Origin of the sequence: Streptomyces sp. NPDC012794, from assembly GCF_042901085.1 — a bacterium.
Taxonomy (GTDB): Bacteria; Actinomycetota; Actinomycetes; order Streptomycetales; family Streptomycetaceae; genus Streptomyces.
Window position 1 is genome coordinate 313,242 of record NZ_JBIBCI010000003.1, and the last position, 26,234, is coordinate 339,475.

The window sequence follows — 26,234 nt, forward strand, 5'->3', positions numbered from 1 at the left end:
GCCCCCTACGACGCCGAAGGTGACGCCGAAGGTGACGCCAGGTCCCCCAGGGTCGGGACGGACTCCGGGCGGGAGCGGACCGCGTCCGTGCACTCCCACGCGCGCGGCGGGTCCGCGTCCGGGCCCCCCAGGACCACCGGGCCCGGGCCCGCCGAGAGGGCGTCGCTCGCCGACAGGGTGCAGACGATCTGCGCCAGCGCCACCGGCGGGAGGTCCTCCGGCTTGCGGCTCAGCCGCAGCGTGCCCGCCGGGTCGCCCGCCCGCGCGGGGGCCGCCGACAGGCCGTCGGGGACGCTGGTGGTGAAGCCCGCGTCCCGTTCCTCCCCGGACGGCCTGCGTTCCAGTTCCTCCAGCAGTGCCTGCGCGACCAGCACCAGGGGATCCCGCGAGGCCCGCTTCTCGGGTACGGGCACCACCCGCTCCACGCCGACCAGCTGCGATCCGCACACCAGCTCCACCGTCGCGCGGAAGCCCTGTACCCCGCCGGCCCCCGCCGGCTGTCCGGCCGTCTCGCAGGACACCCGCGACGGCGCCGGTCCCACGTCGACGGGGACCGTCGTGGCCCGGATGCCGCACCCGGACAGGGCGAGCACCCCCACGGCCAGCGCCGCGGCCCTACTCCTCCGTGCCGCCACCGGCGATCACCTTCCCCACGTCCACCGGCAGCCGCAGCGTGAACACCGCTCCGCCCTCCGGTCCGTTCTCGGCCGTGATGTCACCGCCGTGGATGTGCGCGTTCTCCATCGCGATCGACAGGCCGAGCCCGCTGCCGTCCGACTTGGGCCGGGACGCGCTCGCCTTGTAGAAGCGGTCGAAGACGTGCGGCAGCACTTCCTCGGGGATGCCCGGCCCGTTGTCCTTGACCGCGATGACCAGCCACTCCCCCTCCACCCGCACCGACACCCGTACCGGCGAGCCGCCGTGCTTGAGCGCGTTGCCGATGAGGTTGGCCAGGATGACGTCCAGCCGGCGCGGGTCCAGCCGGGCCACGATCCCGCGTCCGGCGTCGAGTTCGACGGCGTCCAGCCAGGCCCGCGCGTCGATGCACGCCGTGACCTGGTCGGCGACGTTCACGTCGTCCAGCACCAGCCGGGCCGTGCCCGCGTCGAAGCGGGTGACCTCCATCAGGTTCTCCACGAGGTCGTTCAGCCGCCGCGTCTCGCTGACGACGAGCCCGACCGCCGGGGCGATCATCGGGTCGAGGTCCTCGACCTCCTCCTCCAGCACCTCGGCGACCGCCGTCAGCGCGGTGAGCGGCGTGCGCAGTTCGTGCGACATGTCCGCCACGAACCGCCGGCTCGCCTCCTCGCGGGCGCTCATGTCGGCGACCTTCTTCTCCAGCGCCTCCGCCGTCCGGTTGAACGTCCGTGACAGGTCGGCGAGTTCGTCGGTCCCCGAGACGTCGAGCCGGTGGTCCAGCTCGCCCTCGCCGAGCCGCCGGGCCGCGTCCCCGAGCCGCTGTACGGGCTTCAGTACGGTCCGTGCCGCGCCCTGCGCGAGCAGCGCGGAGCCGAGCAGCGCCAGTCCGGTCGCGATGGTCAGCGACCAGCCCAGCGCGTTGAGGTCGTCCCGCTCCGTGGCGAGCGACTTGTACATGTAGCCGGTGGGCCCGCCGCCCACGATCCGCGTGCCGCCGACCAGGTACGGGTTGCCCTGCGGCTTCGTCCGCTGCCAGTACATGTGGTACTCGGAGTCGTTGGCGGCGGTGGTCTTCTGCCGGTCGTTGACGGCGTGCTGGAGGGAGGCCGGTACGTCGTTCAGCCCGAAGGGGACCGCGCCCGCGGCGCCGATCACCTTGCGCCCGTCCTTGCGTTCGTGGACGAGCAGCACGCTGTACCCGGGGCTGCTCCCCGCCATCAGCTCGGCGGTGTGCTGCATCTCCTCGGGCGTCGGCTCGGCCGGCAGTGCCGCGGCCCGGTTCTGCATCTCCTGGCGGAAGTCGCCGAGGGCCGCGTCCTGGGTACGGGTGAGCACCGCCTCGCGGTTGAGCCAGTACGCGATGCCGGACGCGGACACCGCGGCCGTCAGCGCGACCAGCGCGAACACCACCAGCAGGCGCAGCCGCAGGCTCGTCCAGCGCCGGCCCGCGAACAGGGCCTTGGTCACTGCGGGGAGTCCAGCCGGTAGCCGACACCCCGGACGGTACGGATCAGCGTGGGCGAGGAGGGCACTTCCTCGACCTTGGCACGCAGCCGCTGCACGCAGGCGTCGACGAGCCGCGAGTCGCCGAGGTAGTCGTGCTCCCAGACCAGCCGCAGCAGCTGCTGGCGGGAGAGCGCCTGGCCGGGCCGGCGGCTGAGTTCCAGCAGCAGCCGCAGTTCGGTCGGGGTCAGCTGGAGGTCCTCGCCGTTCTTCGTGACCGTCATCGCGGCCCGGTCGATGACCAGGGTCCCGAAGACGGCGGAGTCACTGGCCTCGCGCTCGCCCCGGCGCAGCACGGCGCGGATGCGGGCGTCGAGCACGCGGCCCTGGACGGGCTTGACCACGTAGTCGTCGGCTCCGGACTCCAGGCCCACGACGACATCGATGTCGTCACTGCGGGCGGTGAGCAGGATGATCGGCAGCTGGTCGGTGCGGCGGATCCGCCGGCACACCTCGAAGCCGTCGATCCCGGGCAGCATCACGTCCAGCACGATCAGGTCCGGCCGCTGCTCTCGCAGCAGTTTCAGGCCGTCCTCGCCCGTCGCCGCGGTGGCCACTCGGTGGCCCTGGCGTGACAGGGAGAGTTCGAGGGCCGTGCGGATGGCGTCGTCGTCCTCGATCAGCAACAGGAAAGGCACGGGCTCATTCTGTCCCATCGGCCGTGCGCAGTTCGACCGTCCGGAGGGGTGCAATCGCGCCACTCGCCGCCGCACCGGTGGCTGTGACAGGCCTGTGACAGTCGGCGGACACCCTGGTTATACCCGGCGGGCAGTCTTTTCTCATCGACACGACGGACCGAAGCAGACTCCACGACGGGGGGCGCGAGATGAACACGCTGCACAGCACCACGACCAGCGCGGTCGTCACGCGGCTGCACGATGTGAACCGCCGGGCGGGTGTCCGTACGGTGACGGTCGCCCGTCAGCGGCCGGCACACGTCACAGCCATTGACGCGAAGCAGTACCAGGCGGTTCCCGCGCAGCGCAGCACGCCGTCCTCCACGTCGGAGGCGGAGTTCACCGCGTACGTCCAGGAGCGGCGGGCGGCGCTGTACGCGACGGCCTTCCACCTCACCGGCGACCGCCACGAGGCCGAGGACCTGTTGCAGAGCGCGCTGTTCTCCACGTACCGCGCCTGGGACCGGATCAGCGACAAGGCGGCGGTCGGCGGGTATCTGCGCCGCACGATGACGAACCTGCACATCAGTGCCTGGCGCCGGCGCAAGCTGAACGAGTACCCGACCGAGGAGCTGCCGGAGACGGCCTCCGACACGGACGCCATGCGGGGCACGGAGCTGCGCGCGGTGCTGTGGCAGGCGCTGGCCCGCATTCCGGAGCCGCAGCGCACGATGCTGGTGCTGCGCTACTACGAGGGCCGTACGGACCCGGAGATCGCGGAGATCCTGGGCATCAGCGTCGGCACCGTGAAGTCGAGCATCTGGCGCTCGCTGCGCCGGCTGCGGGAGGACGAGGTGCTGAGCTTCGGACGTGACGAGGCGGAGTCCTTCGGGGAGCTCGTCGCGTAACCAGAGACCATGGGGCCGGGGGGCCCGTCCTACGGGGGTGGGGCGGGGGCCGCAGGGGGAGAAGAGGCGGGATCAAGCGGCCGGGGGTCCGCGTGATCCCGCCTTTTCGCTTTTGGACGGGTTTTTGCCGCGCCTTCAGAGGGCGGTGGGGGTGCGGTGGCGGCCCGCGGCGGCGGCGGTGAGCCGGCCGAGGGCCTCGTCGCGGCCGCAGGCGTGGGCGCCGAGGGCCACGTGCCGGGCGACGATGCCGCGTTCGGCGCGCATCAGGCGGTAGCCGCGGCGCAGCAGGAACGGCAGGGACTTGCGGCCTTCGCGCAGGTCGCGCGCGAGGCGCCGGCGGAAGGTGGTCGAGGGCCGCCCGCGCAGGCAGATGGCGTCGGCGAGCAGGCCCAGTTCCCGGCAGCGGGCCGCGATGTCGGCGGCGAAGATGCCTTCCGCGATGAACAGCGGGGTGCGGTCGATGTCGAGGGTCTCCGTGCCGGTCCGGGAGGACGTGGCGATGGAGTAGACGGGGACGTCCGTACGGCCCGTGGCGCAGAGTTCCGCGATGGCGGCGACGGCGGTGTCCGCGTCCCAGGACAGCGGGGAGTCCCAGTCGATGTCGGAGCTGCCCTCGACCAGCGGGAGGGTCGGGTCCGCCGCTTCCTTGTAGAAGTCGTCCAGACGCAGGACGGGGAGGCCCGAGCGGGCCGCGAGCCTGGACTTGCCGGAGCCCGAGGGGCCCGTCAGCAGGACGACGCGTGTGGGAAGGGAAGATGAACGGCTCACGGGATACCAGTGTGAGGCATGACCCGGGGTGTCGGCGCACCGGTGACGTCTCCTGCGACGGGCCTCACACGCGCGGTTGGAATCCGGGATCCCGCCTCCACTACTGTGTGTGCGCACGCGACTACGACCACAGGCAGGAACCCATGGCACGTCACGCAGCATCCGAACCGTCTTCCCAGCGGCTCCGCGCAGCCGGCCTGAGCCTGTCCATGGCCGGGGCGGCCCTGGCGATGGCGGCCGGCGGGGCCCAGGCGGCCGAGAGCCGCCTCCAGTCCGCGGAGACCGACCTCCAGGCGGCGGTGGCCGGGGTCGCCGACCCGATCGGGAACCTCAAGGTGAATCCGCTCGCCAGGACCGGGGTGGACCCCCTCGACAACGGGGTGGCGACGAAGGTCGCGGACTTCCCGGCCGTGGGGACCACGATGGTCACGGGGATCCTGACGCAGGGCCCGTCGGTCAAGGAGCTCCCGACGGCGGCGGTGACCTCGCTGCTCGGTCCGGTCCTGCCCAAGTAGCGGACGCGCGAAGGCCCTGGCGGCACGGGGGTCGCCGCCAGGGCCGGTCTCACGCGGGCCGTTCTAGTACGAGGAACCGCCCGAGCCCAGCGAGCCCGTCGGGTGCCAGACCGTCTTGGTCTCCAGGAAGGCCGTCATGCGGTGGGTGCCCGGGTCGGCGGTCCAGTCGTCCACAGGCTGTGGACGCAGGACGCGCTTGAGGTTGTCCGCCGCCGCGATCTCCAGCTCCTTGGCGAGGGCCTCGTCGGCGCCCGCCAGGTCGATGGCGTTGACGTCCTGGTGGGCCGCCAGGTGGGGGCCCATCTCGGCGGCCTTGCCGGAAAGGATGTTCACCACGCCGCCGGGCAGGTCGGAGGTGGCCAGCACCTCGCCCAGGGAGAGCGCGGGGAGCGGGGACGCCTCGCTCGCGATGACGACCGCCGTGTTGCCGGTCGCGATGACCGGGGCGATCACCGAGACGAGGCCGAGGAAGGACGACTCCTGGGGGGCGACGACGGTGACGACACCGGTCGGCTCCGGGGTGGACAGGTTGAAGAACGGGCCCGCGACCGGGTTGGCCCCGCCCGTGATCTGGCCGATCTTGTCGGTCCAGCCCGCGTACCAGACCCAGCGGTCGATCGCCGCGTCCACGACGGCGGCGGCCTTGGACTTGGACAGTCCCTCGGCGTCGCCGACCTCCCGGACGAACTGCTCGCGGCGGCCCTCCAGCATCTCGGCGATGCGGTAGAGGATCTGGCCGCGGTTGTAGGCGGTGGCGCCGGCCCAGCCGCCGAAGGCCTTGCGGGCCGCGACGACCGCGTCACGGGCGTCCTTGCGGGAGGACAGGGGGGCGTTGGCCAGCCACTTGCCCTTGGAGTCGCTCACCTCGTACACCCGGCCGCTCTCGGAGCGGGGGAACTTGCCCCCGACGTACAGCTTGTAGGTCTTGAAGACGTTCAGACGGGTCGCAGAAGACTCAGACATCGAGGTAGCCCTCCAGGCCGTGGCGACCGCCCTCGCGGCCGAAGCCCGATTCCTTGTAGCCGCCGAAGGGCGAGGTCGGGTCGAACTTGTTGAAGGTGTTGGCCCACACCACGCCCGCGCGGAGCTTGTTGGCGACCGCGAGGATGCGGGAGCCCTTCTCCGTCCAGATGCCGGCGGACAGGCCGTACTGGCTGTTGTTGGCCTTGGCGACGGCCTCGTCCGGGGTGCGGAAGGTCAGCACGGACAGGACCGGCCCGAAGATCTCGTCGCGGGCGACGGTGTGTGCCTGGGTGACGTTCGTGAAGAGCGTCGGGGCGAACCAGTAGCCGGCGGACGGCAGCTCGCAGGCCGGGGACCAGCGCTCGGCGCCCTCGGCCTCGCCGGTCTCCGCGAGCGCGGTGATCCGGGCGAGCTGCTCGGCGGAGTTGATCGCGCCGATGTCGGTGTTCTTGTCGAGCGGGTCGCCCAGGCGCAGCGTGGACAGGCGGCGCTTGAGGGAGTCGAGCAGCTCGTCGTGGATCGACTCCTGCACCAGCAGGCGGGAGCCCGCGCAGCAGACCTGGCCCTGGTTGAAGAAGATGCCGGTGACGATGCCCTCGACGGCCTGGTCGATGGGGGCGTCGTCGAAGACGATGTTGGCGCCCTTGCCGCCCAGTTCCAGGGTGACCTTCTTGTCGGTGCCGGCGACCTGGCGGGCGATGGCCTTGCCGACCGCGGTGGAGCCGGTGAAGGCGACCTTGTTGACGTCCGGGTGCGCGACGAGCTCGGCGCCCGCGTCCCCGTAGCCGGGGATGATGTTGACGACGCCCTTGGGCAGGCCGGCCTGGCGGCAGATGTCCGCGAAGAACAGGGCGGACAGCGGCGTGGTCTCGGCGGGCTTCAGGACGACGGTGTTGCCGGTGGCGAGCGCCGGGGCGATCTTCCACGCGAGCATCAGCAGTGGGAAGTTCCACGGGATGACCTGGCCGGCCACACCGAGCGGGCGCGGGTTCGCGCCGTAGCCGGCGTGGTCGAGCTTGTCGGCCCAGCCCGCGTAGTAGAAGAAGTGCGCGGCGACCAGGGGGAGGTCCGCGTCGCGGGTCTCCTTGATCGGCTTGCCGTTGTCCAGGGTCTCCAGGACGGCCAGCTCGCGGCTGCGTTCCTGGATGATCCGGGCGATGCGGAAGAGGTACTTGGCGCGCTCGGAGCCGGGCAGCGCGGACCACTTCTCGAAGGCCTTGCGGGCGACCCTGACGGCGCGGTCGACGTCGGCGGCACCGGCCTGGGCGACCTCGGCCAGCACCTCCTCGCTGGAGGGGCTGACGGTCTTGAAGACCTTGCCGTCGGCGGCGTCGGTGAACTCGCCGTCGATGAAGAGCCCGTAGGAGGGGGCGATGTCGACGACCGAGCGGGACTCGGGGGCCGGTGCGTACTCGAAGAGGGATGCCATGGTGATCAGTCCACCGTCACGTAGTCGGGACCGGAGTAACGCCCGGTGCTCAGCTTCTGGCGCTGCATGAGCAGGTCGTTCAGCAGGCTGGAGGCGCCGAACCGGAACCACTCGTTGGTCAGCCAGTCCTCGCCCGCGGTCTCGTTGACGAGAACCAGGAACTTGATGGCGTCCTTGGTGGTGCGGATGCCGCCGGCCGGCTTCACACCGATCTGGATTCCAGTCTGCGCCCGGAAGTCGCGTACGGCTTCGAGCATGAGCAGGGTGTTGGCGGGGGTCGCGTTAACGCCGACCTTGCCGGTGGAGGTCTTGATGAAGTCGGCGCCCGCGAGCATGCCGATCCAGGAGGCGCGGCGGATGTTGTCGTACGTCGACAGCTCGCCGGTCTCGAAGATGACCTTGAGGCGGGCGGCGGTCCCGTCGGGGCGGACGCAGGCCTCCTTGACGGCCCTGATCAGCTCGTACGTCTCCAGGTAGCGGCCGGCGAGGAAGGCGCCACGGTCGATGACCATGTCGATCTCGTCGGCGCCGGCGGCGACGGCGTCACGGGTGTCGGCCAGCTTGACCGGCAGGGCGGCGCGCCCGGCCGGGAAGGCCGTGGCGACGGAGGCGACCTTGACGTCGGCGCCGTTCAGCGCCGCCTTGGCGGTGGCCACCATGTCGGGGTAGACGCAGACCGCGGCGGTCATGGGCGTGCCGCGGTCGGTCGGGTCGGGGTGGACGGCCTTGGCGGAGAGCGCCCGGACCTTGCCCGGGGTGTCCGCACCCTCGAGCGTCGTCAGGTCGATCATCGAGATGGCCAGGTCGATGGCGTACGCCTTGGCCGTCGTCTTGATCGAGCGGGTGCCGAGCGAGGCCGCGCGGGCCTCCAGGCCGACTGCGTCTACGCCGGGCAGCCCGTGCAGGAAGCGGCGCAGCGCGCTGTCGGACGCCGTCACGTCAGCGAATGCGGAGAGGGTGGTGGGCATGGTCACCAGATGAGCATATCTACGCGCGTAGCGCCTGTCACCCCCCTCGGTGCGCATATGGGCGTGACATCCGCCATCGGAGCTTCGGGGCCGCGCGCCCGCACCCCCGGCGGACCCATGCGGCACAATCGGCGGCATGACTACGCCCTCCCCCCACGAGCCGGTCTACGCCGACCGCGTCTACCGCTCCCCCATGGCCGTCGTCACCGGGGTGCTGCTGCTCGCGCTCGTCGCGTGGCTGTGCGGGGACGCCGCCGTACGGGGCGGGGGGAGCACGCGGTGGACCGGCATCGCCGTCGCCCTGCTCACCGTCCCGCTGATCGTCGCCTTCACCCTGCGGCCGGCCGTCTTCGCCAACGACGACCGGATGCGGATCCGCAACCCCTTCCGGATCATCGAGCTGCCCTGGGCCGCCGTCGACGCGGTCCGCGCCGGGTACTCGGCGGAGGTGCTGGCGCAGGGGTCGAAGTACCAGCTGTGGTCGGTGCCGGTGTCGCTGCGCGAGCGCAAGAAGGCCGGCCGGCAGTTCAGCCGCCGGGACGCACTGACCGGCAAGGGGATGACGGCCCAGGACAAGGGGGCCGAGCCGGCCGCGCCGCAGCGGGCCTCCGCCGACCGGGCCGTGGACGAGCTGCGCGAGCTCGCCGAGCGCGGGGCGGGCCGGCCCGGCGCGCAGGGCGGCGTCACCGTGCGCTGGGCGTACGAGATCATCGCGCCCGCCGTGGCCGGCGCGGTGCTGCTGGCCGTGCTCCTGGCCACGGGCTGAGCGGGCCGTACGCGGACCGGCGTAACCGCCGTGTAACGGCCCCGGCTACCGGAACCGGTGCCGCCGGGGGGTGCGTCCTCGCAGGTGTGCACCGTCATGAGGGCAGCGGCAGCGCCGCCACCGCCACACAGCTCCCGGTCCGGTCCCGGCTCCTGAGCGGGGCCCTGATGGCCGCGCACCTGCTGGTCGTCGGATGGCTGACCCTGAGCCCCCTGGACGTCCCCTGGGCGGCCGCCGCGAACCTCACCCCGCTGGACGGGATCAGGGCGGACCTCGCCTACGGGCCGCTGGAGGCCGCCCGGCGGATCGGCGAGGGGCTGGCGCTGCTGGCCCCGCTGGGGGTGCTGCTGCCGCTGGCCGGGGGGCGGCTGACGCCCGGGCCGCTGGCCGCCTGGTCCTCGCTGGCACGGACGGCTGCCGCGGCCGTACTGATCTCACTGGGCATCGAGATGCTCCAGACCGCGGTACCGGGCCGGGTGCTGGACGTGGACGCGCTGTTGCTGAACACCGCCGGAGTGGTGATCGTCCACCTGTCCGTCGTACCGGTACTGCGCGCCCGGGTGCGCCGCGCCCACGCGTCTCAGGGGCCCACCCCGAGAATTTCCAGGGTCGGCATCGGACCCTGGACCGAGGTCCTTTCGGCGGTTCCGCGCGAGTATTGAGGCATCGCGGAAGGGAAGATCCCGGAGCGCGATCCCTATGAAGGAGAAGAAAATGAGCGCGATTACCCGCCCCCGTGACGGACGGATGATCGGCGGCGTCTGCGCCGGGCTCGCACGGCGTTTCGGTATCAAGACCCGCACGATGCGGATCATCTTCGTGGCCTCGTGCCTGCTGCCCGGACCGCAGGTCCTCATCTACCTCGCGCTGTGGCTGCTGCTGCCGAACGAGAAGGCCGGCGCGGGCACGGCGCGGACCGCCTGGTAGCCCCCGCGCGCGGGAGCCGGCCCCGGGGTACCGGGGCGCGACCGGTGCTCCGGCGGGACTCAGCCCGCCTTCCGGACCTTCTCGAGCTGCTTGTCGGCCACTTCCTGCGGGACCAGCGCCTTCTGGTCCGCGGCGGCCACGTTCAGGGCCATCAGCCGTACGACCCGGTCCCCCTCGCGCACGACGACCAGGTGGACCGGAGCCGAGACGCCCTCGGCGGCGGCGGTGGTGGTCCAGCTGACCGTCTCGTCGCCCGTCGTCCTGTACGGGACGGCCTTCACGTCCCGGTAGCGGCCGGTCTGCTTCTCGACGGTGGCGGTGAAGCCCGTACCGCAGGCCGCGACGGCCTCGCGCAGCCGGGACACCACCCGCTTGGCCTCGCTCTCCCCGTAGGAGCTGACGGAGGCGGAGACCGCGAGTCCGACCTGCTTCTGGGAGCCGATGCCACGGTTGACGGTCTCGCGGGCCGCCGGATCGGGCTTGTCGCCCATGATGTCGGCGAGCGGCTGGCAGGCCTTCTTGTCGGCCTGCGGCTGACCGTCGGGGGCGTTCGGGTTCTTGCCCTGCGCGGAGATCTGGTAGCCGGCCAGGTCGCCCTGGACGAGGGCGGCCCGTTCCAGGCTCGCGTCCTGGGCCTTGGGCGCGGCGGGGGCCGGCGGAGCGCCGGGCGCGCCCGAGGGGCGGACGGCCGCGGAGCCCTTGGGGTCGGGGGTCTTCCCGGGCGCGGGGGCCTGCGTACCGCTGCCGCACGCGGCCGCTCCGAGGAGCAGGGCGGGGAGCAGCGCGAGCCTCGTCGCGGGTGCCGTGAAACGTGCCGTGATGCGCATGACCGAACCTCATACCCATGGTGTCGGCGGGCAGTTGGTGGTGATCGTGGCACACCGCACGACGCGGCGCACACCTCTTCGAAGGGGCGTGCGCCGCGTGCGCGTGTGTGCGATTTACCGGCGCTCCGGTCAGCCGCCGATGCCGCCGGGCAGCGGGGGCAGGCCGCCGAGCAGGCTGGTGACCGGGGCGGCGGCGTCGGTGGCCTCGCCCTCCTGGGCCGCCTGCTGCGTCTGGTCGGTGAGGGAGCTCGTGGCGCTGGTCAGGGAGCCGAGGGTGTCCGTCAGGCTGGCGGCGGGGAGCGCCGAGGCGGAGGCGGTACCGGCGGCGCCCGCGGCGAGGGCGGCACCAATCACAGCGACACCGAGGGACTTGGCAGCAGACTGCTTCATGAAAAATCGTCCTTGCGACGGGGAAACTGAGCGGCTCCGCAACCTAGCCACTTCAAACCCGCTCCCGCAAACATCCTTAAATACGAGAAAGCGTCCGGGAATTGCGATTCCCGGACGCTTTCCGTGGGTCAGGCCGTGGCCTAGGCCGAGACGGTTCCGCTGGTGGAAGCGGTCTGCCGGAACAGCCATTCGGACTTCAGCTCCGCGTAGCCCGGCTTGATCACGTCGTTGATCATGGCCAGTCGTTCATCGAAAGGAATGAACGCGGACTTCATCGCATTGACGGTGAACCACTGCATGTCGTCGAGCGAGTAGCCGAAGGTGTCGACCAGGTGCTCGAACTCGCGGCTCATGCTGGTGCCGCTCATCAGGCGGTTGTCGGTGTTGACCGTCAGCCGGAAGTGGAGCTTGCGCAGCAGGCCGATCGGGTGCTCGGCGTACGAGACGGCCGCTCCGGTCTGCAGGTTCGAGGTGGGGCACATCTCCAGGGGGATGCGCTTGTCCCGGACGTACGAGGCCAGGCGGCCCAGCGTGACCGAGCCGTCCTCGGCGACCTCGATGTCGTCGATGATCTTCACGCCGTGGCCGAGGCGGTCGGCGCCGCACCACTGCAGGGCCTGCCAGATCGACGGGAGGCCGAAGGCCTCGCCCGCGTGGATGGTGAAGTGGTTGTTCTCGCGCTTGAGGTACTCGAAGGCGTCGAGGTGGCGGGTGGGGGGGAACCCGGCCTCGGCGCCGGCGATGTCGAAGCCGACCACGCCGTTGTCACGGTAGCGGTTGGCCAGCTCGGCGATCTCCAGCGCGCGGGCCGCGTGGCGCATGGCGGTCAGCAGGGCGCCGACGCGGATGCGGTGGCCGTTGGCCTTGGCGCGGCGCTCGCCCTCGCGGAAGCCGTCGTTCACGGCCTCGACGACCTCTTCGAGGGTCAGGCCGGCTTCGAGGTGCTGCTCGGGGGCGTAGCGGATCTCCGCGTACACGACGCCGTCCTCGGCGAGGTCCTCGGCGCACTCGGCGGCGACCCGGAAGAGGGCCTCCTTCGTCTGCATGACGGCGCAGGTGTGCGCGAACGTCTCCAGGTAGCGCGGGAGGGAGCCGGAGTCCGCGGCGTCACGGAACCAGACGCCCAGCTTGTCGGCATCCGTCTCGGGCAGCTTGTCGTAACCGGCCTCGGCGGCCAGCTCGATGATGGTGCCGGGGCGCAGTCCACCGTCGAGGTGGTCGTGCAGGAGCACCTTCGGGGAGCGGCGGATCTGGTCCGGGGTGGGCAGGTTGGGGGTCTCGCTCGTCATCCCGGCACTCTACTCCTACGCGCGTAGAGCAGCGCGTCGGCAGCGGGGTCGATATGTAACAGAGACCGTACGGACGGGTCGCGTACACCCGCCGGTCTGAGACTGTTCCGCCATGGCACAGCATGCGCCGCCGGCGCGCGGGGCCCGCCTGGGGCGGGCGGCCGGCGCGAACGGCTCGGTCTCGACGGTCAGTGGTGTGGTGCTCCTGCTTCCGGGAGCGTCCAGATTCCCCTCCGGTCCGGTACGTCCGCTCGCGCGGGCACTGGTCCGGGCGGGCGGGGCGCAGGGGCTGGTGGCGCACACCGTGGTGCACGGGGCCGCGCTCCGGGAGGAGGCCGCCGGGTGGGCGGCGGACGAGGTGGTCCGGCTGTACGGGGACGTACCGGTGTGCCTGGCCGGCTTCGGCGCGGGCGGCCGGGCGGCACTGCGGGCGGCCGGGCACGCGGCCGTCAACGCGGTGGTGGCCCTGGCCCCTTGCTTACCGGAGGGCGAGGACGCGGGCACCCCTGAACCGGTGAAACAGCTCGCGGGCCGGCAGGTGCTGATCGTGCACGGCACGAACGACGCGCGCAGCGACCCGGAATCCTCGTTCCGGCTGGCGGCGCGGGCGAAGAAGGCGAATCGTTCTACCTGCCGGTTCGAGGTGCACTCGGACGGGCACGGCCTGCGCGAGCACCGGTCGGAAGTGGTGGCGCTGGCGGTGGACTTCGTACTCGGCGCCGTGTTCTGCGGCCGGTACTCCCGCCCGGTCGTGGACGCACTGTCGGCGCCCCCGCCGCTGGGCCTGCGGATGCCGCTGGCCTCCGGCTTCGGGCGGTCCCTGCGGGGCTGAGCGTAGAGTGGGAAGTGGACTCGGGGTGGTTCTCTCCTGGAGGCGATCCGCCATGGCCGGGATGGTGCGCAAGAGCTTCGACAGCGCGGACGAGACGCGCCCGTTCACCGATGGCAAGGGCAGGCTGGACGTGCTCATGACGGACGGCGGCGCCGTCGGGCGCGCGGTCTTCGAGCCGGGCTGGAAGTGGTCTCAGCACATCAAGCCGCTGGCGGGCACGGACAGCTGCCAGTCGGCGCACACGGGGTACGTCGTCAGCGGCCGCATGCAGGTCGTGATGGACGACGGCGAGGGCACCGAGTACGGCCCCGGGGACTTCATGCAGCTCGCACCCGGCCACGACGCATGGGTGGTCGGCGACGAACCGTGCATGGTCGTGGACTGGACGGGCTTCGGGAACTACGCGAAGCCGGCCTGACCGGACCGGGCCGGCCACGGGCCGCGCCGGCGGTCGGGGCCGGCCGTTCCGTCCCCTCACGGTCGGATGGCCCCGCGGCGCGGCCTCGCGTCGTGGGACCACTGTGCCGGTTCGGCATATGCCGGAAGCCGGCGTCCGGGCGTCGGCTTGCCGCCTTGCGGAAACCCGAGGGGTTTACGAACGGGCACAGGCCGGGACGAATGTGTATATGCCAGCCGATGCCGAAGACCCCCAGGACCTGAGCCCCGCGGCACGGCGCCTGTACGCGTACGCCGTCGAGCGGCACGCCTTCACCGCCGCCGAGGCCACCGCCGCCCTGGGAGCCCGCGCCGGGGCGGCGGTCACGGAACTCGCCGCGGCACACCTGCTCCAGCGGGCCCCGGGCGACGGGCCGGAACGGTGGAGCGCGGTGGCGCCCCGCGCGGCGGCGGCCCGGGCACTGGCTCCGCTGGCGCTGCTCGTACGGGAGACCCACGACGAGATGGACCGGCTGCGCGGGCGGCTGGAGGCGCTGGTGCCCGCGTACGAGGCGGGGGCCGCGCACCGGGACCTGAGCGGGTCGGGCCGGCTGGAGCTGGTGACCGACCTGGGCGCGGTGCGCGGGCTGATCACCGAGCTGGCGGCGGGATGCGAGCGGGAACTGCTGACCTCCCAGCCGGGCGGGGGGCGGCCGCAGGAGACCCTGGAGGAGGCGGTGGGCCGGGACGAGTCGCTGCTGGCGCGCGGGGTCCGGATGCGGACGCTGTACCACCACACGGCACGCTACTCGCGCCCCACGGCCGCGTACGTCGAGCGGGTCACGGCGCTCGGGGCGCAGGTGCGCACGCTCGGTGACGGGCTGATGCGGATGCTGGTCTTCGACGCGCACACCGGGGTGATGGCGGTGCCGGACCGTCAGGGCGCGGCGCTGGTGGTGCGGGAGCCCGGCGTCGTGCACTTCATGACGGCGGCGTTCGAACGGTCCTGGCCGGGCGCGCGGCCGTTCCCCACGACGGTGAGCCCGGAGGCGTCCCGGGCGGTCTCGGAGGAACTGCGGCAGACGATCGTCCTGCTGCTGTCGGAGGGGCTGGAGGACAAGGTGATCGCACGCCGCCTGGGCATGTCGGAACGCACCTGTCAGCGCCACATCGCGGAGATCATGCGCGCGATCGGCGCCAAGTCCCGCTTCCAGGCCGGCTACTTGCTCCGCGCCCGGCAGCCACCGGCCGGCCGGACCGAGGCCCGGGGGCCTGACGGGCCGGTCCGGTGACGGCGACGCGGCCTGCCTGGAAGAACCGGGCAGGGCCGGGCTCGACGGTCAACCCAGGGAGAACAGGATGCCGCACGGCCCGACAGCGGTAACCGGACCGCGGCCCCGGCGGGCAGGCCGGCCCCGCCCGACGGGTCGGCGGACGGAGTCCGGCGCAGCGCCGCGAAGCCGGGGAGGCGCCCCGGCGCCGAGCCGCGCGAGCGGCGCGTGAAGAAGGCGTGCCCGGAGGCGTCCCGGGCGGTCTCGGAGGAACTGCGGCAGACGATCGTCCTGCTGCTGTCGGAGGGGCTGGAGGACAAGGTGATCGCACGCCGCCTGGGCATGTCGGAACGCACCTGTCAGCGCCACATCGCGGAGATCATGCGCGCGATCGGCGCCAAGTCCCGCTTCCAGGCCGGCTACTTGCTCCGCGCCCGGCAGCCACCGGCTAACCCTGGGCCTCCAGTTCCGGGATCAGGCGGCCCCTGCGGGACAGCAGGAAGCGCTTGAACGCGGCCACCGGCGGGGTGTCCGGGTGGCCGTCCAGCCAGGCCACGCCGATCTCTCGCACCGCGCGCGGCGCCGTCACCGTCAGCTCCACCACCCCCGGGCGGGGCACCGCCGGCGGGGGCAGCAGGGCGACTCCGAGGCCCGCCGCGACCAGGCCGCGCAGGGTCTCGGCCTCCTCGCCCTCGAAGGCGACCCGGGGCGTGAATCCGGCCTCCGCGCACAGGTCGTCGGTGATCCGGCGCAGGCCGTAGCCGGCCTCCAGGGTGACGAAGGTTTCCTCCGCGGCCTCGGCCAGCCGGATCCGCTTGCGCACCGCGAGGCGGTGGTCGTCCGGGACCACCAGGCGCAGCCGCTGCTCGTCGAGGCGGCGGGCCACCAGGTCGGGGGCGTCGGGCACCGGCGAGGTCAGGCAGAGGTCGAGTTCCCCTGCGCGGAGCTTCTCCAGCATGGCCTCGCCGTAGTTCTGGACGAGGGAGAACCGTACGCGCGGGTGGTCGGCCCGGAAGGCGCGGATGAGACCGGGTACGGTCTCGGGGCCCAGGGTGTGCAGGAAGCCGAACGCGACCTTGCCGGAGGACGGGTCGGCGTCGTGCTGGACGGATCCGGCGGCCCGGGCGATCCCGTCGAGGGCCTGTTCGGCGGAGGCGAGGAAGGTGCGGCCGGCCGTGGTGAGGGCGACGGTACGGCCCTTGCGGGCGAACAGCGAGACGCCCAGGTCCTGTTCGAGGCGGACCATGGCCCGGGACAGGGTGGACTGCGGTACGCCCAGTTCGTGGGCGGCGCGGGTGACGTGCTCGTGCCGGGCGACCGCGACGAACTGAGCGAGCCGGGGGGCCAGCTGTTGTGTCACGGACATGTCTTCTTCGTAACGGTTCATTGATATCCGAAGCCGTGAGCTGTGCTGATGCGTGAGTGGATCGATTATCCCGGATTCGTGCATTGGACGCATGAAAAAGGGACACCTACCTTCGACGTATGCCTCCCGCTCATACCGGGGCACCTGTCATCCCGGGTGCCTCCACCCCGTCGTTCCCGTCGTCGCCGGCACCCCTGGTCGAACTCCGCTCCCCCGGCCGTCCCGGCTACCGCCGGATGAGCCTCGCGCTCTTCGCCGCGGGCCTCGCGACCTTCGCCCTCCTCTACTCCACCCAGGCCCTGTTGCCCGCGCTCTCCGCCGGTTTCGGCGTGACGGCCGGCCGGGCCAGCTGGACGGTCTCCGCGGCCACCGGCGCGCTCGCCCTGTTCGTCCTGCCGCTCAGCGCGCTGTCCGAGCGGTTCGGCCGGACCCGGATGATGACCTGCTCGATGGTGGTGGCCGTCGGCATCGGCCTGCTGGTGCCGTTCGCGCCGAGCCTGGAGTGGCTGGTGGCGCTTCGCGCGGTGCAGGGCGCGGCCATCGCCGGCATCCCCGCCTCCGCGATGGCGTACCTGGCGGAGGAGGTCCGGCCGAAGGCACTGGTCGGTGCGATCGGCCTGTTCGTGGCGGGCAACTCCATCGGCGGCATGAGCGGCCGGATCGTCACCGGCTGGGGCGCGCAGCTGTGGGGCTGGCGCGGCGGGCTGCTGGCCGTCGGCGTGGTGGCGCTGGCCTGCGCGGTGGCCTTCCTGGTGCTGCTGCCCCGGGCGCGGTTCTTCCGGCCGGCGTCGCTGAACCCGCGTGCGGTGGGGCGTACCGTCGCCGGTCACCTGCGCGATCCGCTGCTGCTGCGGCTGTACGGGATCGGCGCGCTGTTCATGACCGTCTTCGGCGCCGTGTACACCGTCATCGGGTACCGCCTGGTGGAGGCGCCGTTCTCGCTGGGGCAGGGCGTGGTCGGGTCGGTCTTCCTGGTCTACCTGGTGGGTACGGCCTCCTCGGCGGCGGCCGGGCAGCTGGTGGCCCGGGCGGGCCGGCGCGGGGCGCTGTACCTGGCGGTGACCACGACGGCCCTGGGGCTGCTGCTGTCGCCGGGGGACTCGCTCCTGCTGGTCCTGCCGGGGCTGGTGCTGATCACGGCCGGCTTCTTCGCGGGGCACGCGGTGGCCTCCGCGGCGGTGAGCCGTACGGCGAGGACGGGCCGGGCGCAGGCCTCGGCGCTCTACCAGTCCGCGTACTACCTCGGCTCCAGCGCGGGCGGCACCCTGGGCGCGCTGGCGTACCACGCCTCGGGGTGGGCGGCCACCGTCGGCATCGCGCTGCTCGCGGTGCTGGGCGTCGTCGCGATCACCCTGTACGGGTCCCACGCGGCCCGCGCCGAGCGGCGGCGGACGCTCACCCCGGGCGGGCGGGCCGCGGCGGCCCGCTGAGGCTCGCGGGGTCCTACCCGGGGCCCTGGCGGGCGGCTCAGGGGGCGCTGCGGGGCCTCGGAAACGGTCGCCCGGCGCTCCGTCTGCGGCCCGCACCGGCCAAGTCCGTTCAAAGTCTGTGCGGCGTGCGCAACTCGCTCTAGCGTGGAGGGCATTGGCGCCCCCACGGTGCGGGCGCGGCAGGGGAGGATCGGATGGCGGCGATACGCGTGCGCGCGCGGCGGCGGGCTGCGGTGGTGTTCGGCGGGGCTCTGGCACTGGCGGCGCCCCTGGTGGTCCTGGGGGGCGGTACGGCGCAGGCCGCCGCCTGCAACGTGACCACCGGGCCCTATCAGCGGCAGGTCGAGCAGTTCCTGGGGCGGCCGGTGGACGGGGTGCAGTCGGCGGCCGACTGCACGGCCATACAGTCCTTCCAGGCCACCCACGGGATCACCCCGACCATGGGGTACGCCGGGCCGCTGACCTGGCAGACGATGAGCACGATGCTGGCGCAGCGGGCAGCCGGGACCAACCCGAACGCCGACCGCAAGTGCCCCACCAACCTGGGTCGGATCGCGTGCGTCGACCTGACCCGCCAGCTCAGCTGGATCCAGGACGGGGCCACGCTGAAGTACGGACCGGTGCCGGTGCGCACCGGCAAGGCGGAGACTCCGACGCGGACCGGCCTGAAGAAGATCTACTACCGGAGCATCAACCACTGGTCGACGATCTACAACGTCGCGATGCCGTACTCCCAGTTCTTCGACGGGGGGATCGCCTTCCACTCGGTCACCAAGAGCATGTGGAACCCGCCGGGCTCCGGGGGCTGCGTGAACATGACGACGACCGACGCCAAGGCGTACTGGAACATGCTGGGCAACGGCGAGGACGTCTACGTGTACGGCCGCAAGCCCGGGACCTGACCTTCCCCACCGCTCGGGCTGCCGTTGTCGGACCCCTCGGGTAGTTTCCGAAGGGACGGAAACCACCTGGGGGACGGCAGCCATGAGTGACCTCGCGACCTCGTCAACGGAACTCGACGCGGCGATGGACCGCTACCGCGTCGAGCTGACCGGCTACTGCTACCGGATGCTCGGCTCGTCCTTCGACGCCGAGGACGCGGTGCAGGACACGTACGTCCGCGCCTGGCGGGCGTACAAGAAGTTCGAGGGGCGTTCCTCGCTGCGGTCGTGGCTGTACCGGATCGCCACGAACGTCTGCCTCGACCTGCTGAAGGCGGGGAACAGGCGGGCGCGGCCGATGGACCTGTCCGCCCCGCAGCACCAGGCCTCCGCCGTGCTCAGCGAGCGGCCCGAGGTGACCTGGCTGGAGCCGGTGCCCGACGGGCGGGTGCTGCCGCAGACCGCCGACCCGGCGGAGATGGCCCTGGCCAAGGAGTCCGTCCGGCTGGCCTTCGTCGCGGCCCTCCAGCACCTCCCGGCGAAGCAGCGGGCCGTGCTGATCCTGCGGGAGGTGCTGGCCTGGAAGGCGGAGGAGGTCGCCGAGCTGCTGGAGACCTCGGTGGCGGCGGTGAACAGCGCGCTCCAGCGGGCGCGGGCGACCCTGGCGGGGCAGGCGCTGCGCCCGGGTGATCCGGCGGACCCGCTGGACGCGGAGCAGGCGAAGCTGCTGGAGCAGTACCTGTCCGCCTTCGAGGCGTACGACATCACGCGGCTCACCGCGCTGCTGCACGAGGACGCGGTGCTGTCGATGCCGCCGTACGACCTGTGGCTGCGGGGCCACGAGGACATCGCCGCGTGGCACCTCAACCAGGGCATCGGCTGCAAGGGCTCGCGCCTGGTCCCGACGACGGCGAACGGCCTGCCGGCCTTCGGCCAGTACCGCCGCCGCGAGGACGGCCGGCCCGGGCACGTGCCGTGGGCGCTCCAGGTGCTGGAGATATCAGACGGCCGGATCGTCGGCCTCAACGCCTTCCTGGACACCGCCCGCTGGTTCCCCCTGTTCGGCCTGCCCGAGCAGCTCGACGAGACCCGCGAGGCGCAGTAGGGCCAGCAGGGCCGGCCCCGCCCCGGTGAGCCGGAGGGGGGTCCCGTGGCGGCGGGCGGCGAGCGCCAGGCGCGCGAGCGCGTCGACGGTGGCGAGGGTGGGGGCCGTGACGGCGCGCACGTCGCAGGTCACCGGGCGGCCCGGGCCGTCCCGGCACAGCTCGCCGAGGCGTGCGCAGAGCGCGGGGACGTCCGGATGGGGCCCTTCGTCCAGGGCCAGGGTTCTGATCTCCACGGGTGGATGACCGTCACCGGCCCCCGGACTCATCGGCGGCCGGCCCCTCGGCCCCTCGGCCCCCGGGGAACGGGCGGGGGCGGGCCGGGGAGCCGCCCGCGCGGCGGCGCCCCTGGCACACCCCCGGCCGGGGCCAGGCCCTCTCTTCCGGATCTTGCTCCCCCAGCTACCGCTGGGAGGTGCCCCCAGACCCGCGCCGCCCGGTACCGCACCTCGCCGCGTTGTCGCGGCACCCGAGGACGTCCAGTAGTCGGGAGCCGCTCCGCCTTGCGATGCACGGCACCGGACGACGCGGGCTTGACCGGCAGGATCCGAAAGAGACGACCTACGCGATGCGGTCCAGGACGATGGGCGTGGCGGAGTACGCCGTGCCGGCCGGGGCGATGTCGTAGCAGCCCTCCAGGGAGGCCAGGGCGTACTCGAACTTCTCGGGGGTGTCCGTGTGCAGGGTCATCAGCGGCTGGCCGGCAGCGACGGTGTCGCCCGGCTTCGCGTGCAGCTCGATGCCCGCGCCCGCCTGGACCGGGTCCTCCTTGCGGGCGCGGCCCGCGCCCAGGCGCCAGGCGCCGACGCCGACCGCGTACGCGTCGAGGCGGGTCAGCACGCCCGAGGCGGAAGCGGTGACCACGTGCTGCTCGCGGGCCACCGGCAGCGCCGCGTCCGGGTCGCCGCCCTGGGCGGAGATCATCCGGCGCCACACGTCCATGGCGGAGCCGTCGGCGAGGGCCTTCGCGGGGTCGGCGTCCTTGATGCCCGCCGCGTCCAGCATCTCCTTGGCCAGGGCGATGGTCAGCTCGACCACGTCGGCCGGGCCGCCGCCGGCGAGGACCTCGACGGACTCGCGGACCTCCAGGGCGTTGCCCGCGGTCAGGCCGAGCGGGGTGGACATGTCGGTGAGCAGGGCGATCGTCCTGACGCCGCTGTCGGTGCCCAGGGCCACCATGGTGGAGGCCAGTTCGCGGGCGTCCTCGATGTTCTTCATGAAGGCGCCGGAGCCGACCTTCACGTCGAGGACGAGCGAGCCCGTGCCCTCGGCGATCTTCTTCGACATGATCGAGGAGGCGATCAGCGGGATGGCCTCGACCGTGCCCGTGACGTCGCGCAGGGCGTAGAGCTTCTTGTCCGCCGGGGCCAGGCCGTCGCCCGCGGCGCAGATGACGGCGCCGGTGGTGTCGAGGACGTGCAGCATCTCCTCGTTGGAGAGCAGGGCCCGCCAGCCGGGGATCGACTCCAGCTTGTCCAGGGTGCCGCCGGTGTGGCCGAGGCCCCGGCCCGAGAGCTGCGGCACGGCCGCGCCGCAGGCGGCGACGAGCGGGGCCAGCGGAAGGGTGATCTTGTCACCGACGCCGCCGGTGGAGTGCTTGTCGGCGGTCGGGCGGGAGAGGGAGTCGAAGTTCATCCGCTCGCCCGAGGCGATCATCGCGGCGGTCCAGCGGGCGATCTCGGCCCGGTTCATGCCGTTGAGCAGGATGGCCATCGCGAGCGCCGACATCTGCTCGTCGGCGACGACCCCGCGGGTGTACGCGTCGATGACCCAGTCGATCTGCTCGGGGCTCAGCTCACCGCGGTCCCGCTTGGTCCGGATGACGGAGATGACGTCCATGAGGTGACTTCCTTCTACGCGCATAGAGATGAGGGAGGGAGGTTCAAGGAGTTTTCGAGGAGGGGGCGAGAGCGGCGACGGCCCTCCGCCCGGCAGGGCGGAGGGCCGTCGGTGCGGCTATCTCAGGTGGTCGGGCCCGAAGGCCTGCGGCAGCATCGCGCTCAGCGGCAGGATCCCGTCCGGTGTCTCCACCAGCAGCTCCGGGCCGCCGAACTCGTAGAGCAGCTGGCGGCAGCGGCCGCAGGGCACGAGGATCTCGCCCTTGCCGTCCACGCACGTGAAGTGGGTGAGCCGGCCGCCGCCGGTGGCCTGGAGGGAGGAGACGAGGCCGCATTCGGCGCACAGGCCGAGGCCGTAGCTGGCGTTCTCCACGTTGCAGCCGGTGACCACCCGGCCGTCGTCCACCAGGGCGGCGACCCCGACCGGGAAGCCCGAGTAGGGGGCGTACGCCCGGGTCATCGCGGCCCGGGCGGCCGTCCGCAGGGCCTCCCAGTCCACCGCCTGGTCCGGGGTCACTTGCCCTGGCCCTTGCGGTACGGCATGCCGTCCGCCTTCGGCATCCGCAGGCGCTGCGCCGACAGCGCGAGCACCAGCAGCGTCGTCACGTACGGGGCGGCGTCCACGAACTGGCTGGGCACCTGATCGGTGGCCCCGTACCAGGCGAAGAGCCCGGCGGCGCAGACGGCGGCGATACCGGCCTGGAGGTACTTCTTCTTGTACAGCTGCCAGCCGAGGGCGAGCACCAGCAGGATGGCGATCAGCAGCAGCATCGCGTGGACGTTCTCGGCGCCGCCGCGCAGCTTGAGGCTGTCGGTGAAGCCGAAGAGGCCCGCACCCAGCGCCATGCCGCCCGGCATCCAGTTACCGAAGATCATCGCGGCGAGACCGATGTAACCGCGGCCGCCGGTCTGGCCCTCCTGGTAGATGCCGGTGGAGACGATCGCGAGGAACGCGCCGCCGAGACCCGCCAGGCCGCCGGAGACGATCACGGCGATGTACTTGTACTTGTAGACGTTGACGCCGAGGGACTCCGCCGCGACCGGGTTCTCACCGCAGGAGCGCAGGCGCAGCCCGAAGGCGGTGCGCCACAGCACCCACCAGGTGGCGGGGATCAGCAGCACGGCGACGATGGTCAGCAGCGACAGGTGGGTGACCAGGCCGCCGAGGACGCCCGCGACGTCCGAGACCAGGAACCAGTGCTTGGCCTGGAGGCCGTCCAGCCCGCTGGAGAGTCCCGGGACGGTGATCTCGGTGATGGACTCGATGCGCGGGGACTGCTTGGAGGAGCCGCCCGCGGCCTTGTCGAAGGTGAAGTTCGACAGGTACTGGGTGAAGCCCGTCGCCAGGATGGTGACCGCCACACCGGAGACGATGTGGTTGACGTTGAAGGTGACGGTGATGATCGCGTGCAGCAGGCCGCCGATGGCCCCGCCGACGATGCCCATCAGGACACCCGACCAGGGACCCCACTGGTAGCCGGCCCAGGCACCGAACCAGGTGCCGAGGATCATCATGCCTTCGAGGCCGATGTTGACCACGCCGGCCCGCTCGGCCCACAGGCCGCCGAGGCCCGCGAGGCCGATCGGCACGGCGAGCTGGAGGGCCCCGGAGACCTGGCCGACGGAGGTCAGGTCGTTCGCGCCGGAGATGACCCGGACCAGCGAGACCAGCGCGAGGCCACCCGCGATGATCAGCAGGATCCAGGGCAGGGTGAGCTTGCGGCGGCCGCCCGGCTTGGGCGCGGCTTTCGTCGTGGAAACGGTGCTGGCGCTCACGCCGCGACCTCCTTCTCGGTCTTGATGGCGTGGCCTGCGGCCAGCTCCTCGCCGACCTTCTGCTGCTGACGGCGGATGCCGTAGCGGCGGACGAGCTCGTAGCTGACGACCACGGCGACCACGATCAGGCCCTTCATGATCGTGCCGATTTCCTTGGCGAAGCCGGCCGTGTCGAGGCCGGCCGAGGCCTTGTCGATGAAGGCGATCAGCAGCGCGGCGAAGAAGATGCCGACCGGGTTGTTGCGGCCGAGCAGCGCGATGGTGATGCCGGTGAAGCCGATGCCCGCCGGGAAGGACAGGTTGTACGTGTGGGACTCGCCCAGCAGCAGCGGCATGCTGACCAGACCGGCGACGGCGCCCGAGATGAGCATCGAGGTCATGATCATCTTCTTGGCGTCCACACCGGAGGCCTGGGCGGCGGACTCGCTGGCGCCGGTGGCGCGCAGGTCGAAGCCGAAGCGGGTGCGGTTGAGCACGAACCAGTAGACGATGCCCAGCGCGAAGGCGATGAAGGTGAAGCCGTAGATCTCCAGGCCGTCGCTGAGCTCCACGCCCGGGAACCAGCCGGACTCCGGGATGTCACCGGTGGTCAGGTCGTTGGAGCCGACCGGCTGCACGCCGAGGTTCTTGGGGAGGATCAGCCAGGCGATCAGCGAGGTCGCGATGGCGTTGAGCATGATCGTCGAGACGACCTCGCTCACGCCGCGCTTGGCCTTGAGGACGCCCGCGATGCCGGACCAGAAGGCGCCGACGAGCATCGCGACGAGCACGATCACCAGGATGTGCAGCGGGCCGGGCAGCGTGACCGCCGCGCCGACCAGGGCGCTGACCATCGCGGCGAGGCGGTACTGGCCGTCCACACCGATGTTGAAGAGGTTCATCCGGAAGCCGATGGCGACGGCCAGGGCTGCCAGGTAGTACGTGCCGGCCTGGTTCAGGATGAGGACCTGGACGTCCTCGTAGCCGGACTGTTCGATCATGATGCGCAGCGGCTCGATCGGGTCCACGCCCGAAGCGGCCAGCACGATCATGCTGAGTACGAAGGCGCTGACCAGTGCCAGCGCGGGTCCGGCGAAGCCGAGAAGCAGCCGGTCCTTGTCGAATTTCTTCATCGGGCCTCGTCCTCCGTCGTGTCGCCGTCGACCTCGGCGGAGTGGTCGTCAGTGGCTTCCAGGTGCCCGGTGGCGGCGCCCGTCATGGCGGTGCCGAGCTCCTCGGGGGTGATCGTCGCCGGGTCGGCGTCCGCGACCAGGCGGCCGCGGTAGATGACGCGGAGCGTGTCGGACAGGCCGATCAGCTCGTCCAGGTCGGCGGAGATCAGCAGCACGGCGAGGCCCTCGCGGCGGGCCTCGCGGATCGCGTCCCAGATCTGCGCCTGCGCGCCGACGTCCACACCGCGCGTGGGGTGGGCGGCGATGAGGAACTTGGGGTTGTGGCTCATCTCGCGGCCGACGATCAGCTTCTGCTGGTTGCCGCCGGAGAGCGAGGCCGCGGTGACGTCGATGCCCGGGGTGCGGACGTCGTACTCGCGCACGATCCGCTCGGTGTCCTTGCGGGCGGCCTTCGGGTCGAGGATGCCGCGCCGGGAGTTGGGCGCCTCGGTGACGTGGCCGAGGATGCGGTTCTCCCAGAGCGGGGACTCCAGCAGCAGGCCGTGGCGGTGGCGGTCCTCGGGGATGTAGCCGATGCCGCCCTCGCGGCGCTTGCGCACCGGGGTCTTGGTGATGTCGTCGCCGTCGAGGGTGATGACGCCGGCGTCGGGGGTGATCATGCCCATGAGGGCCTCGATCAGCTCCGTCTGGCCGTTGCCCTCGACACCGGCGATGCCGAGGACCTCGCCCTTGTGGATCGTGAAGCTGATCCCGTCGAGCAGCAGCCGGCCGGCCACCGGGGTCTCGCGGATACCGGTGTCGGAGTCGCCGAGGGCGCTCGTGGAGGTCTCGGGGGCGATGACCACACCCGCGTCGGCGACGGTCAGGCCGTCGACCTTCAGCATGGGCGTCGTGGTCACCGTGGACTCGCGGGTCTCCGGCGAGGGCAGCTCGCTGCCGACCATCAGCTCGGCGAGCTGCTTGGTCGTGGCGGTCTTCGGGTCGGCGGTGCCGACCGTGGTGCCGCGGCGGATGACGGTGATGTCGTCGGCGACCTTCAGGACCTCGCCCAGCTTGTGCGAGATGAAGATGACCGTCAGGCCCTCCGCCTTGAGCTCGCGCAGGTTGTCGAAGAGCGCGTCCACCTCCTGCGGCACGAGCACGGCGGTCGGCTCGTCGAGGATGAGGGTCTTGGCGCCGCGGTAGAGGACCTTGAGGATCTCCACGCGCTGGCGGTCGGCCACGCCGAGGTCCTCGACCAGGGCGTCGGGGCGCACGCCGAGGCCGTACGCGTCCGAGATCTCCTTGATCTTCTTGCGGGCCTTGGCGCCGATGCCGTAGAGCTTCTCGCCGCCGAGGACGACGTTCTCCAGGACGGTGAGGTTGTCGGCCAGCATGAAGTGCTGGTGCACCATGCCGATGCCGCGGGCGATGGCCTCGCCGGGGTTGTTGAAGGAGACCTGCTCCCCGTCGATGGCGATGGTGCCCTCGTCCGGCTTCTGCATGCCGTAGAGGATCTTCATCAGGGTCGACTTGCCGGCACCGTTCTCACCGATGAGGGCGTGGACCGTGCCCTTGCGGACGGAGATGGCGATGTCCTTGTTGGCGACGACGCCGGGGAAACGCTTGGTGATGCCGTGCAGTTCTACGGCGAGAGGGGGGCTGGACGCGTTGATGACGCACTCTCCTTGGCGCGGAAGGAGCTGGAAAAGCCGAGTGGGCAGGGGGACAGGGCGGAGATCGGCCGGGCGGGTGGGCGGGA

Annotated in this window: 29 protein-coding genes; 12 read left to right on the forward strand and 17 right to left on the reverse strand. The window is 72.1% G+C overall.

Annotated elements, in window-relative coordinates; all coding sequences use genetic code 11:
• Nucleotides 1-5: 5 nt before the first annotated feature.
• From ACFY7H_RS07510 to afsQ1, 3 genes are read right to left on the reverse strand one after another with little or no spacing between them, the layout of a single operon-like run.
• Complete coding sequence (locus ACFY7H_RS07510; protein ID WP_388934483.1) at nt 6-635, reverse strand: hypothetical protein; 630 nt, start codon at nt 633-635, stop codon at nt 6-8.
• A complete protein-coding gene (locus ACFY7H_RS07515) occupies nt 616-2,106 on the reverse strand; it encodes a sensor histidine kinase (RefSeq protein WP_388934485.1) in 1,491 nt (496 codons plus the stop codon). Before ACFY7H_RS07515 ends, ACFY7H_RS07510 begins: the two co-directional genes overlap by 20 nt.
• Entirely contained in the window at nt 2,103-2,780 is a 678-nt protein-coding gene (gene afsQ1 / locus ACFY7H_RS07520; protein ID WP_388934487.1) for a two-component system response regulator AfsQ1, read from the reverse strand. Before afsQ1 ends, ACFY7H_RS07515 begins: the two co-directional genes overlap by 4 nt.
• Before the next feature lie 188 nt (nt 2,781-2,968).
• Here afsQ1 and ACFY7H_RS07525 point away from each other — a divergent pair, with 188 nt between their 5' ends.
• Nucleotides 2,969-3,667, forward strand: coding sequence for a SigE family RNA polymerase sigma factor (locus ACFY7H_RS07525; RefSeq protein ID WP_388934489.1), 699 nt, complete (start codon nt 2,969-2,971; stop codon nt 3,665-3,667).
• Nucleotides 3,668-3,802: 135 nt separating this feature from the next.
• Here ACFY7H_RS07525 and ACFY7H_RS07530 read toward each other — a convergent pair whose 3' ends face one another.
• Nucleotides 3,803-4,435, reverse strand: a complete 633-nt coding sequence (locus tag ACFY7H_RS07530) for a uridine kinase (protein WP_388934492.1) — start codon at nt 4,433-4,435, stop codon at nt 3,803-3,805.
• A 143-nt stretch (nt 4,436-4,578) separates the two neighbouring features.
• Between ACFY7H_RS07530 and ACFY7H_RS07535 the strand changes: the two genes are divergently transcribed.
• Nucleotides 4,579-4,950: a hypothetical protein gene (locus ACFY7H_RS07535; RefSeq protein WP_388934495.1), complete on the forward strand. Its 372-nt coding sequence runs from the start codon at nt 4,579-4,581 to the stop codon at nt 4,948-4,950.
• 63 nt (nt 4,951-5,013) lie between these two features.
• On the opposite strand, the gene ACFY7H_RS07540 is transcribed toward ACFY7H_RS07535, so the two are convergent.
• From ACFY7H_RS07540 to deoC, 3 genes are read right to left on the reverse strand one after another with little or no spacing between them, the layout of a single operon-like run.
• A complete protein-coding gene (locus ACFY7H_RS07540) occupies nt 5,014-5,913 on the reverse strand; it encodes an aldehyde dehydrogenase family protein (RefSeq protein WP_388934497.1) in 900 nt (299 codons plus the stop codon).
• Nucleotides 5,906-7,342 carry an aldehyde dehydrogenase family protein gene (locus tag ACFY7H_RS07545; protein ID WP_388934499.1) on the reverse strand — a complete coding sequence of 479 codons (1,437 nt, stop codon included), beginning with the start codon at nt 7,340-7,342 and terminating at the stop codon, nt 5,906-5,908. Before ACFY7H_RS07545 ends, ACFY7H_RS07540 begins: the two co-directional genes overlap by 8 nt.
• A 5-nt stretch (nt 7,343-7,347) precedes the next feature.
• Nucleotides 7,348-8,310 (reverse strand): deoxyribose-phosphate aldolase, encoded by a 963-nt coding sequence (deoC, locus tag ACFY7H_RS07550; protein WP_388935003.1) that lies wholly within the window; start codon nt 8,308-8,310, stop codon nt 7,348-7,350.
• A gap of 136 nt (nt 8,311-8,446) precedes the next feature.
• Between deoC and ACFY7H_RS07555 the strand changes: the two genes are divergently transcribed.
• The 3 genes from ACFY7H_RS07555 to ACFY7H_RS07565 all read left to right on the forward strand — a co-directional run bounded on the left by ACFY7H_RS07555 (nt 8,447) and on the right by ACFY7H_RS07565 (nt 10,003).
• Nucleotides 8,447-9,076, forward strand: coding sequence for a PH domain-containing protein (locus ACFY7H_RS07555; RefSeq protein ID WP_388934501.1), 630 nt, complete (start codon nt 8,447-8,449; stop codon nt 9,074-9,076).
• 86 nt (nt 9,077-9,162) lie between these two features.
• On the forward strand, nt 9,163-9,738 hold the full coding sequence (locus ACFY7H_RS07560) for a VanZ family protein (RefSeq protein WP_388934503.1): 576 nt from the start codon (nt 9,163-9,165) through the stop codon (nt 9,736-9,738).
• A 52-nt stretch (nt 9,739-9,790) separates the two neighbouring features.
• The gene (locus tag ACFY7H_RS07565; RefSeq protein ID WP_388934506.1) at nt 9,791-10,003 is read left to right on the forward strand and encodes a PspC domain-containing protein; all 213 of its coding nucleotides are present in this window, start codon (nt 9,791-9,793) and stop codon (nt 10,001-10,003) included.
• Between the two features lie 59 nt (nt 10,004-10,062).
• Here ACFY7H_RS07565 and ACFY7H_RS07570 read toward each other — a convergent pair whose 3' ends face one another.
• The 3 genes from ACFY7H_RS07570 to ACFY7H_RS07580 all read right to left on the reverse strand — a co-directional run bounded on the left by ACFY7H_RS07570 (nt 10,063) and on the right by ACFY7H_RS07580 (nt 12,509).
• Nucleotides 10,063-10,830: a hypothetical protein gene (locus tag ACFY7H_RS07570; protein ID WP_388934508.1), complete on the reverse strand. Its 768-nt coding sequence runs from the start codon at nt 10,828-10,830 to the stop codon at nt 10,063-10,065.
• A gap of 129 nt (nt 10,831-10,959) precedes the next feature.
• Nucleotides 10,960-11,220: a hypothetical protein gene (locus ACFY7H_RS07575; protein WP_388934510.1), complete on the reverse strand. Its 261-nt coding sequence runs from the start codon at nt 11,218-11,220 to the stop codon at nt 10,960-10,962.
• Nucleotides 11,221-11,360: 140 nt separating this feature from the next.
• Nucleotides 11,361-12,509: an adenosine deaminase gene (locus ACFY7H_RS07580; protein WP_388934513.1), complete on the reverse strand. Its 1,149-nt coding sequence runs from the start codon at nt 12,507-12,509 to the stop codon at nt 11,361-11,363.
• A 112-nt stretch (nt 12,510-12,621) separates the two neighbouring features.
• On the opposite strand from ACFY7H_RS07580, the gene ACFY7H_RS07585 reads away from it, so the two are divergent.
• The 4 genes from ACFY7H_RS07585 to ACFY7H_RS07600 all read left to right on the forward strand — a co-directional run bounded on the left by ACFY7H_RS07585 (nt 12,622) and on the right by ACFY7H_RS07600 (nt 15,497).
• Complete coding sequence (locus ACFY7H_RS07585; protein WP_388934516.1) at nt 12,622-13,341, forward strand: alpha/beta hydrolase; 720 nt, start codon at nt 12,622-12,624, stop codon at nt 13,339-13,341.
• A 52-nt stretch (nt 13,342-13,393) separates the two neighbouring features.
• Nucleotides 13,394-13,759, forward strand: a complete 366-nt coding sequence (locus tag ACFY7H_RS07590; protein WP_388934518.1) for a cupin domain-containing protein — start codon at nt 13,394-13,396, stop codon at nt 13,757-13,759.
• 208 nt (nt 13,760-13,967) lie between these two features.
• Nucleotides 13,968-15,008, forward strand: coding sequence for a LuxR C-terminal-related transcriptional regulator (locus tag ACFY7H_RS07595; RefSeq protein ID WP_388934520.1), 1,041 nt, complete (start codon nt 13,968-13,970; stop codon nt 15,006-15,008).
• Between the two features lie 207 nt (nt 15,009-15,215).
• Complete coding sequence (locus ACFY7H_RS07600) at nt 15,216-15,497, forward strand: LuxR C-terminal-related transcriptional regulator (protein WP_388934523.1); 282 nt, start codon at nt 15,216-15,218, stop codon at nt 15,495-15,497.
• Here ACFY7H_RS07600 and ACFY7H_RS07605 read toward each other — a convergent pair.
• On the reverse strand, nt 15,436-16,374 hold the full coding sequence (locus tag ACFY7H_RS07605; protein ID WP_388934525.1) for a LysR family transcriptional regulator: 939 nt from the start codon (nt 16,372-16,374) through the stop codon (nt 15,436-15,438). The two genes, ACFY7H_RS07600 and ACFY7H_RS07605, sit on opposite strands and share 62 nt — an antisense overlap.
• Nucleotides 16,375-16,472: 98 nt before the next feature.
• Here ACFY7H_RS07605 and ACFY7H_RS07610 point away from each other — a divergent pair, with 98 nt between their 5' ends.
• From ACFY7H_RS07610 to ACFY7H_RS07620, 3 genes are all read left to right on the forward strand, one after another.
• Nucleotides 16,473-17,783, forward strand: coding sequence for an MFS transporter (locus ACFY7H_RS07610; protein ID WP_388934527.1), 1,311 nt, complete (start codon nt 16,473-16,475; stop codon nt 17,781-17,783).
• A gap of 194 nt (nt 17,784-17,977) precedes the next feature.
• Entirely contained in the window at nt 17,978-18,685 is a 708-nt protein-coding gene (locus tag ACFY7H_RS07615; RefSeq protein WP_388934530.1) for a L,D-transpeptidase family protein, read from the forward strand.
• A gap of 82 nt (nt 18,686-18,767) precedes the next feature.
• On the forward strand, nt 18,768-19,769 hold the full coding sequence (locus ACFY7H_RS07620; RefSeq protein WP_388934532.1) for a sigma-70 family RNA polymerase sigma factor: 1,002 nt from the start codon (nt 18,768-18,770) through the stop codon (nt 19,767-19,769).
• Here the strand turns inward: ACFY7H_RS07620 and ACFY7H_RS07625 are convergent.
• The 6 genes from ACFY7H_RS07625 to ACFY7H_RS07650 form a co-directional block, all read right to left on the reverse strand.
• A complete protein-coding gene (locus ACFY7H_RS07625) occupies nt 19,665-20,003 on the reverse strand; it encodes an STAS domain-containing protein (RefSeq protein WP_388934535.1) in 339 nt (112 codons plus the stop codon). The two genes, ACFY7H_RS07620 and ACFY7H_RS07625, sit on opposite strands and share 105 nt — an antisense overlap.
• Before the next feature lie 325 nt (nt 20,004-20,328).
• The gene (locus tag ACFY7H_RS07630) at nt 20,329-21,606 is read right to left on the reverse strand and encodes a thymidine phosphorylase (protein ID WP_388934538.1); all 1,278 of its coding nucleotides are present in this window, start codon (nt 21,604-21,606) and stop codon (nt 20,329-20,331) included.
• Nucleotides 21,607-21,723: 117 nt separating this feature from the next.
• Nucleotides 21,724-22,122: a cytidine deaminase gene (locus tag ACFY7H_RS07635; RefSeq protein ID WP_388934541.1), complete on the reverse strand. Its 399-nt coding sequence runs from the start codon at nt 22,120-22,122 to the stop codon at nt 21,724-21,726.
• Nucleotides 22,119-23,381, reverse strand: coding sequence for an ABC transporter permease (locus ACFY7H_RS07640; protein ID WP_388934544.1), 1,263 nt, complete (start codon nt 23,379-23,381; stop codon nt 22,119-22,121). The genes ACFY7H_RS07635 and ACFY7H_RS07640 overlap by 4 nt, the downstream gene beginning before the upstream one ends.
• Entirely contained in the window at nt 23,378-24,493 is a 1,116-nt protein-coding gene (locus ACFY7H_RS07645; protein WP_388934548.1) for an ABC transporter permease, read from the reverse strand. The genes ACFY7H_RS07640 and ACFY7H_RS07645 overlap by 4 nt, the downstream gene beginning before the upstream one ends.
• The gene (locus tag ACFY7H_RS07650; RefSeq protein ID WP_388935005.1) at nt 24,490-26,148 is read right to left on the reverse strand and encodes an ABC transporter ATP-binding protein; all 1,659 of its coding nucleotides are present in this window, start codon (nt 26,146-26,148) and stop codon (nt 24,490-24,492) included. Before ACFY7H_RS07650 ends, ACFY7H_RS07645 begins: the two co-directional genes overlap by 4 nt.
• Nucleotides 26,149-26,234: the final 86 nt, after the last annotated feature.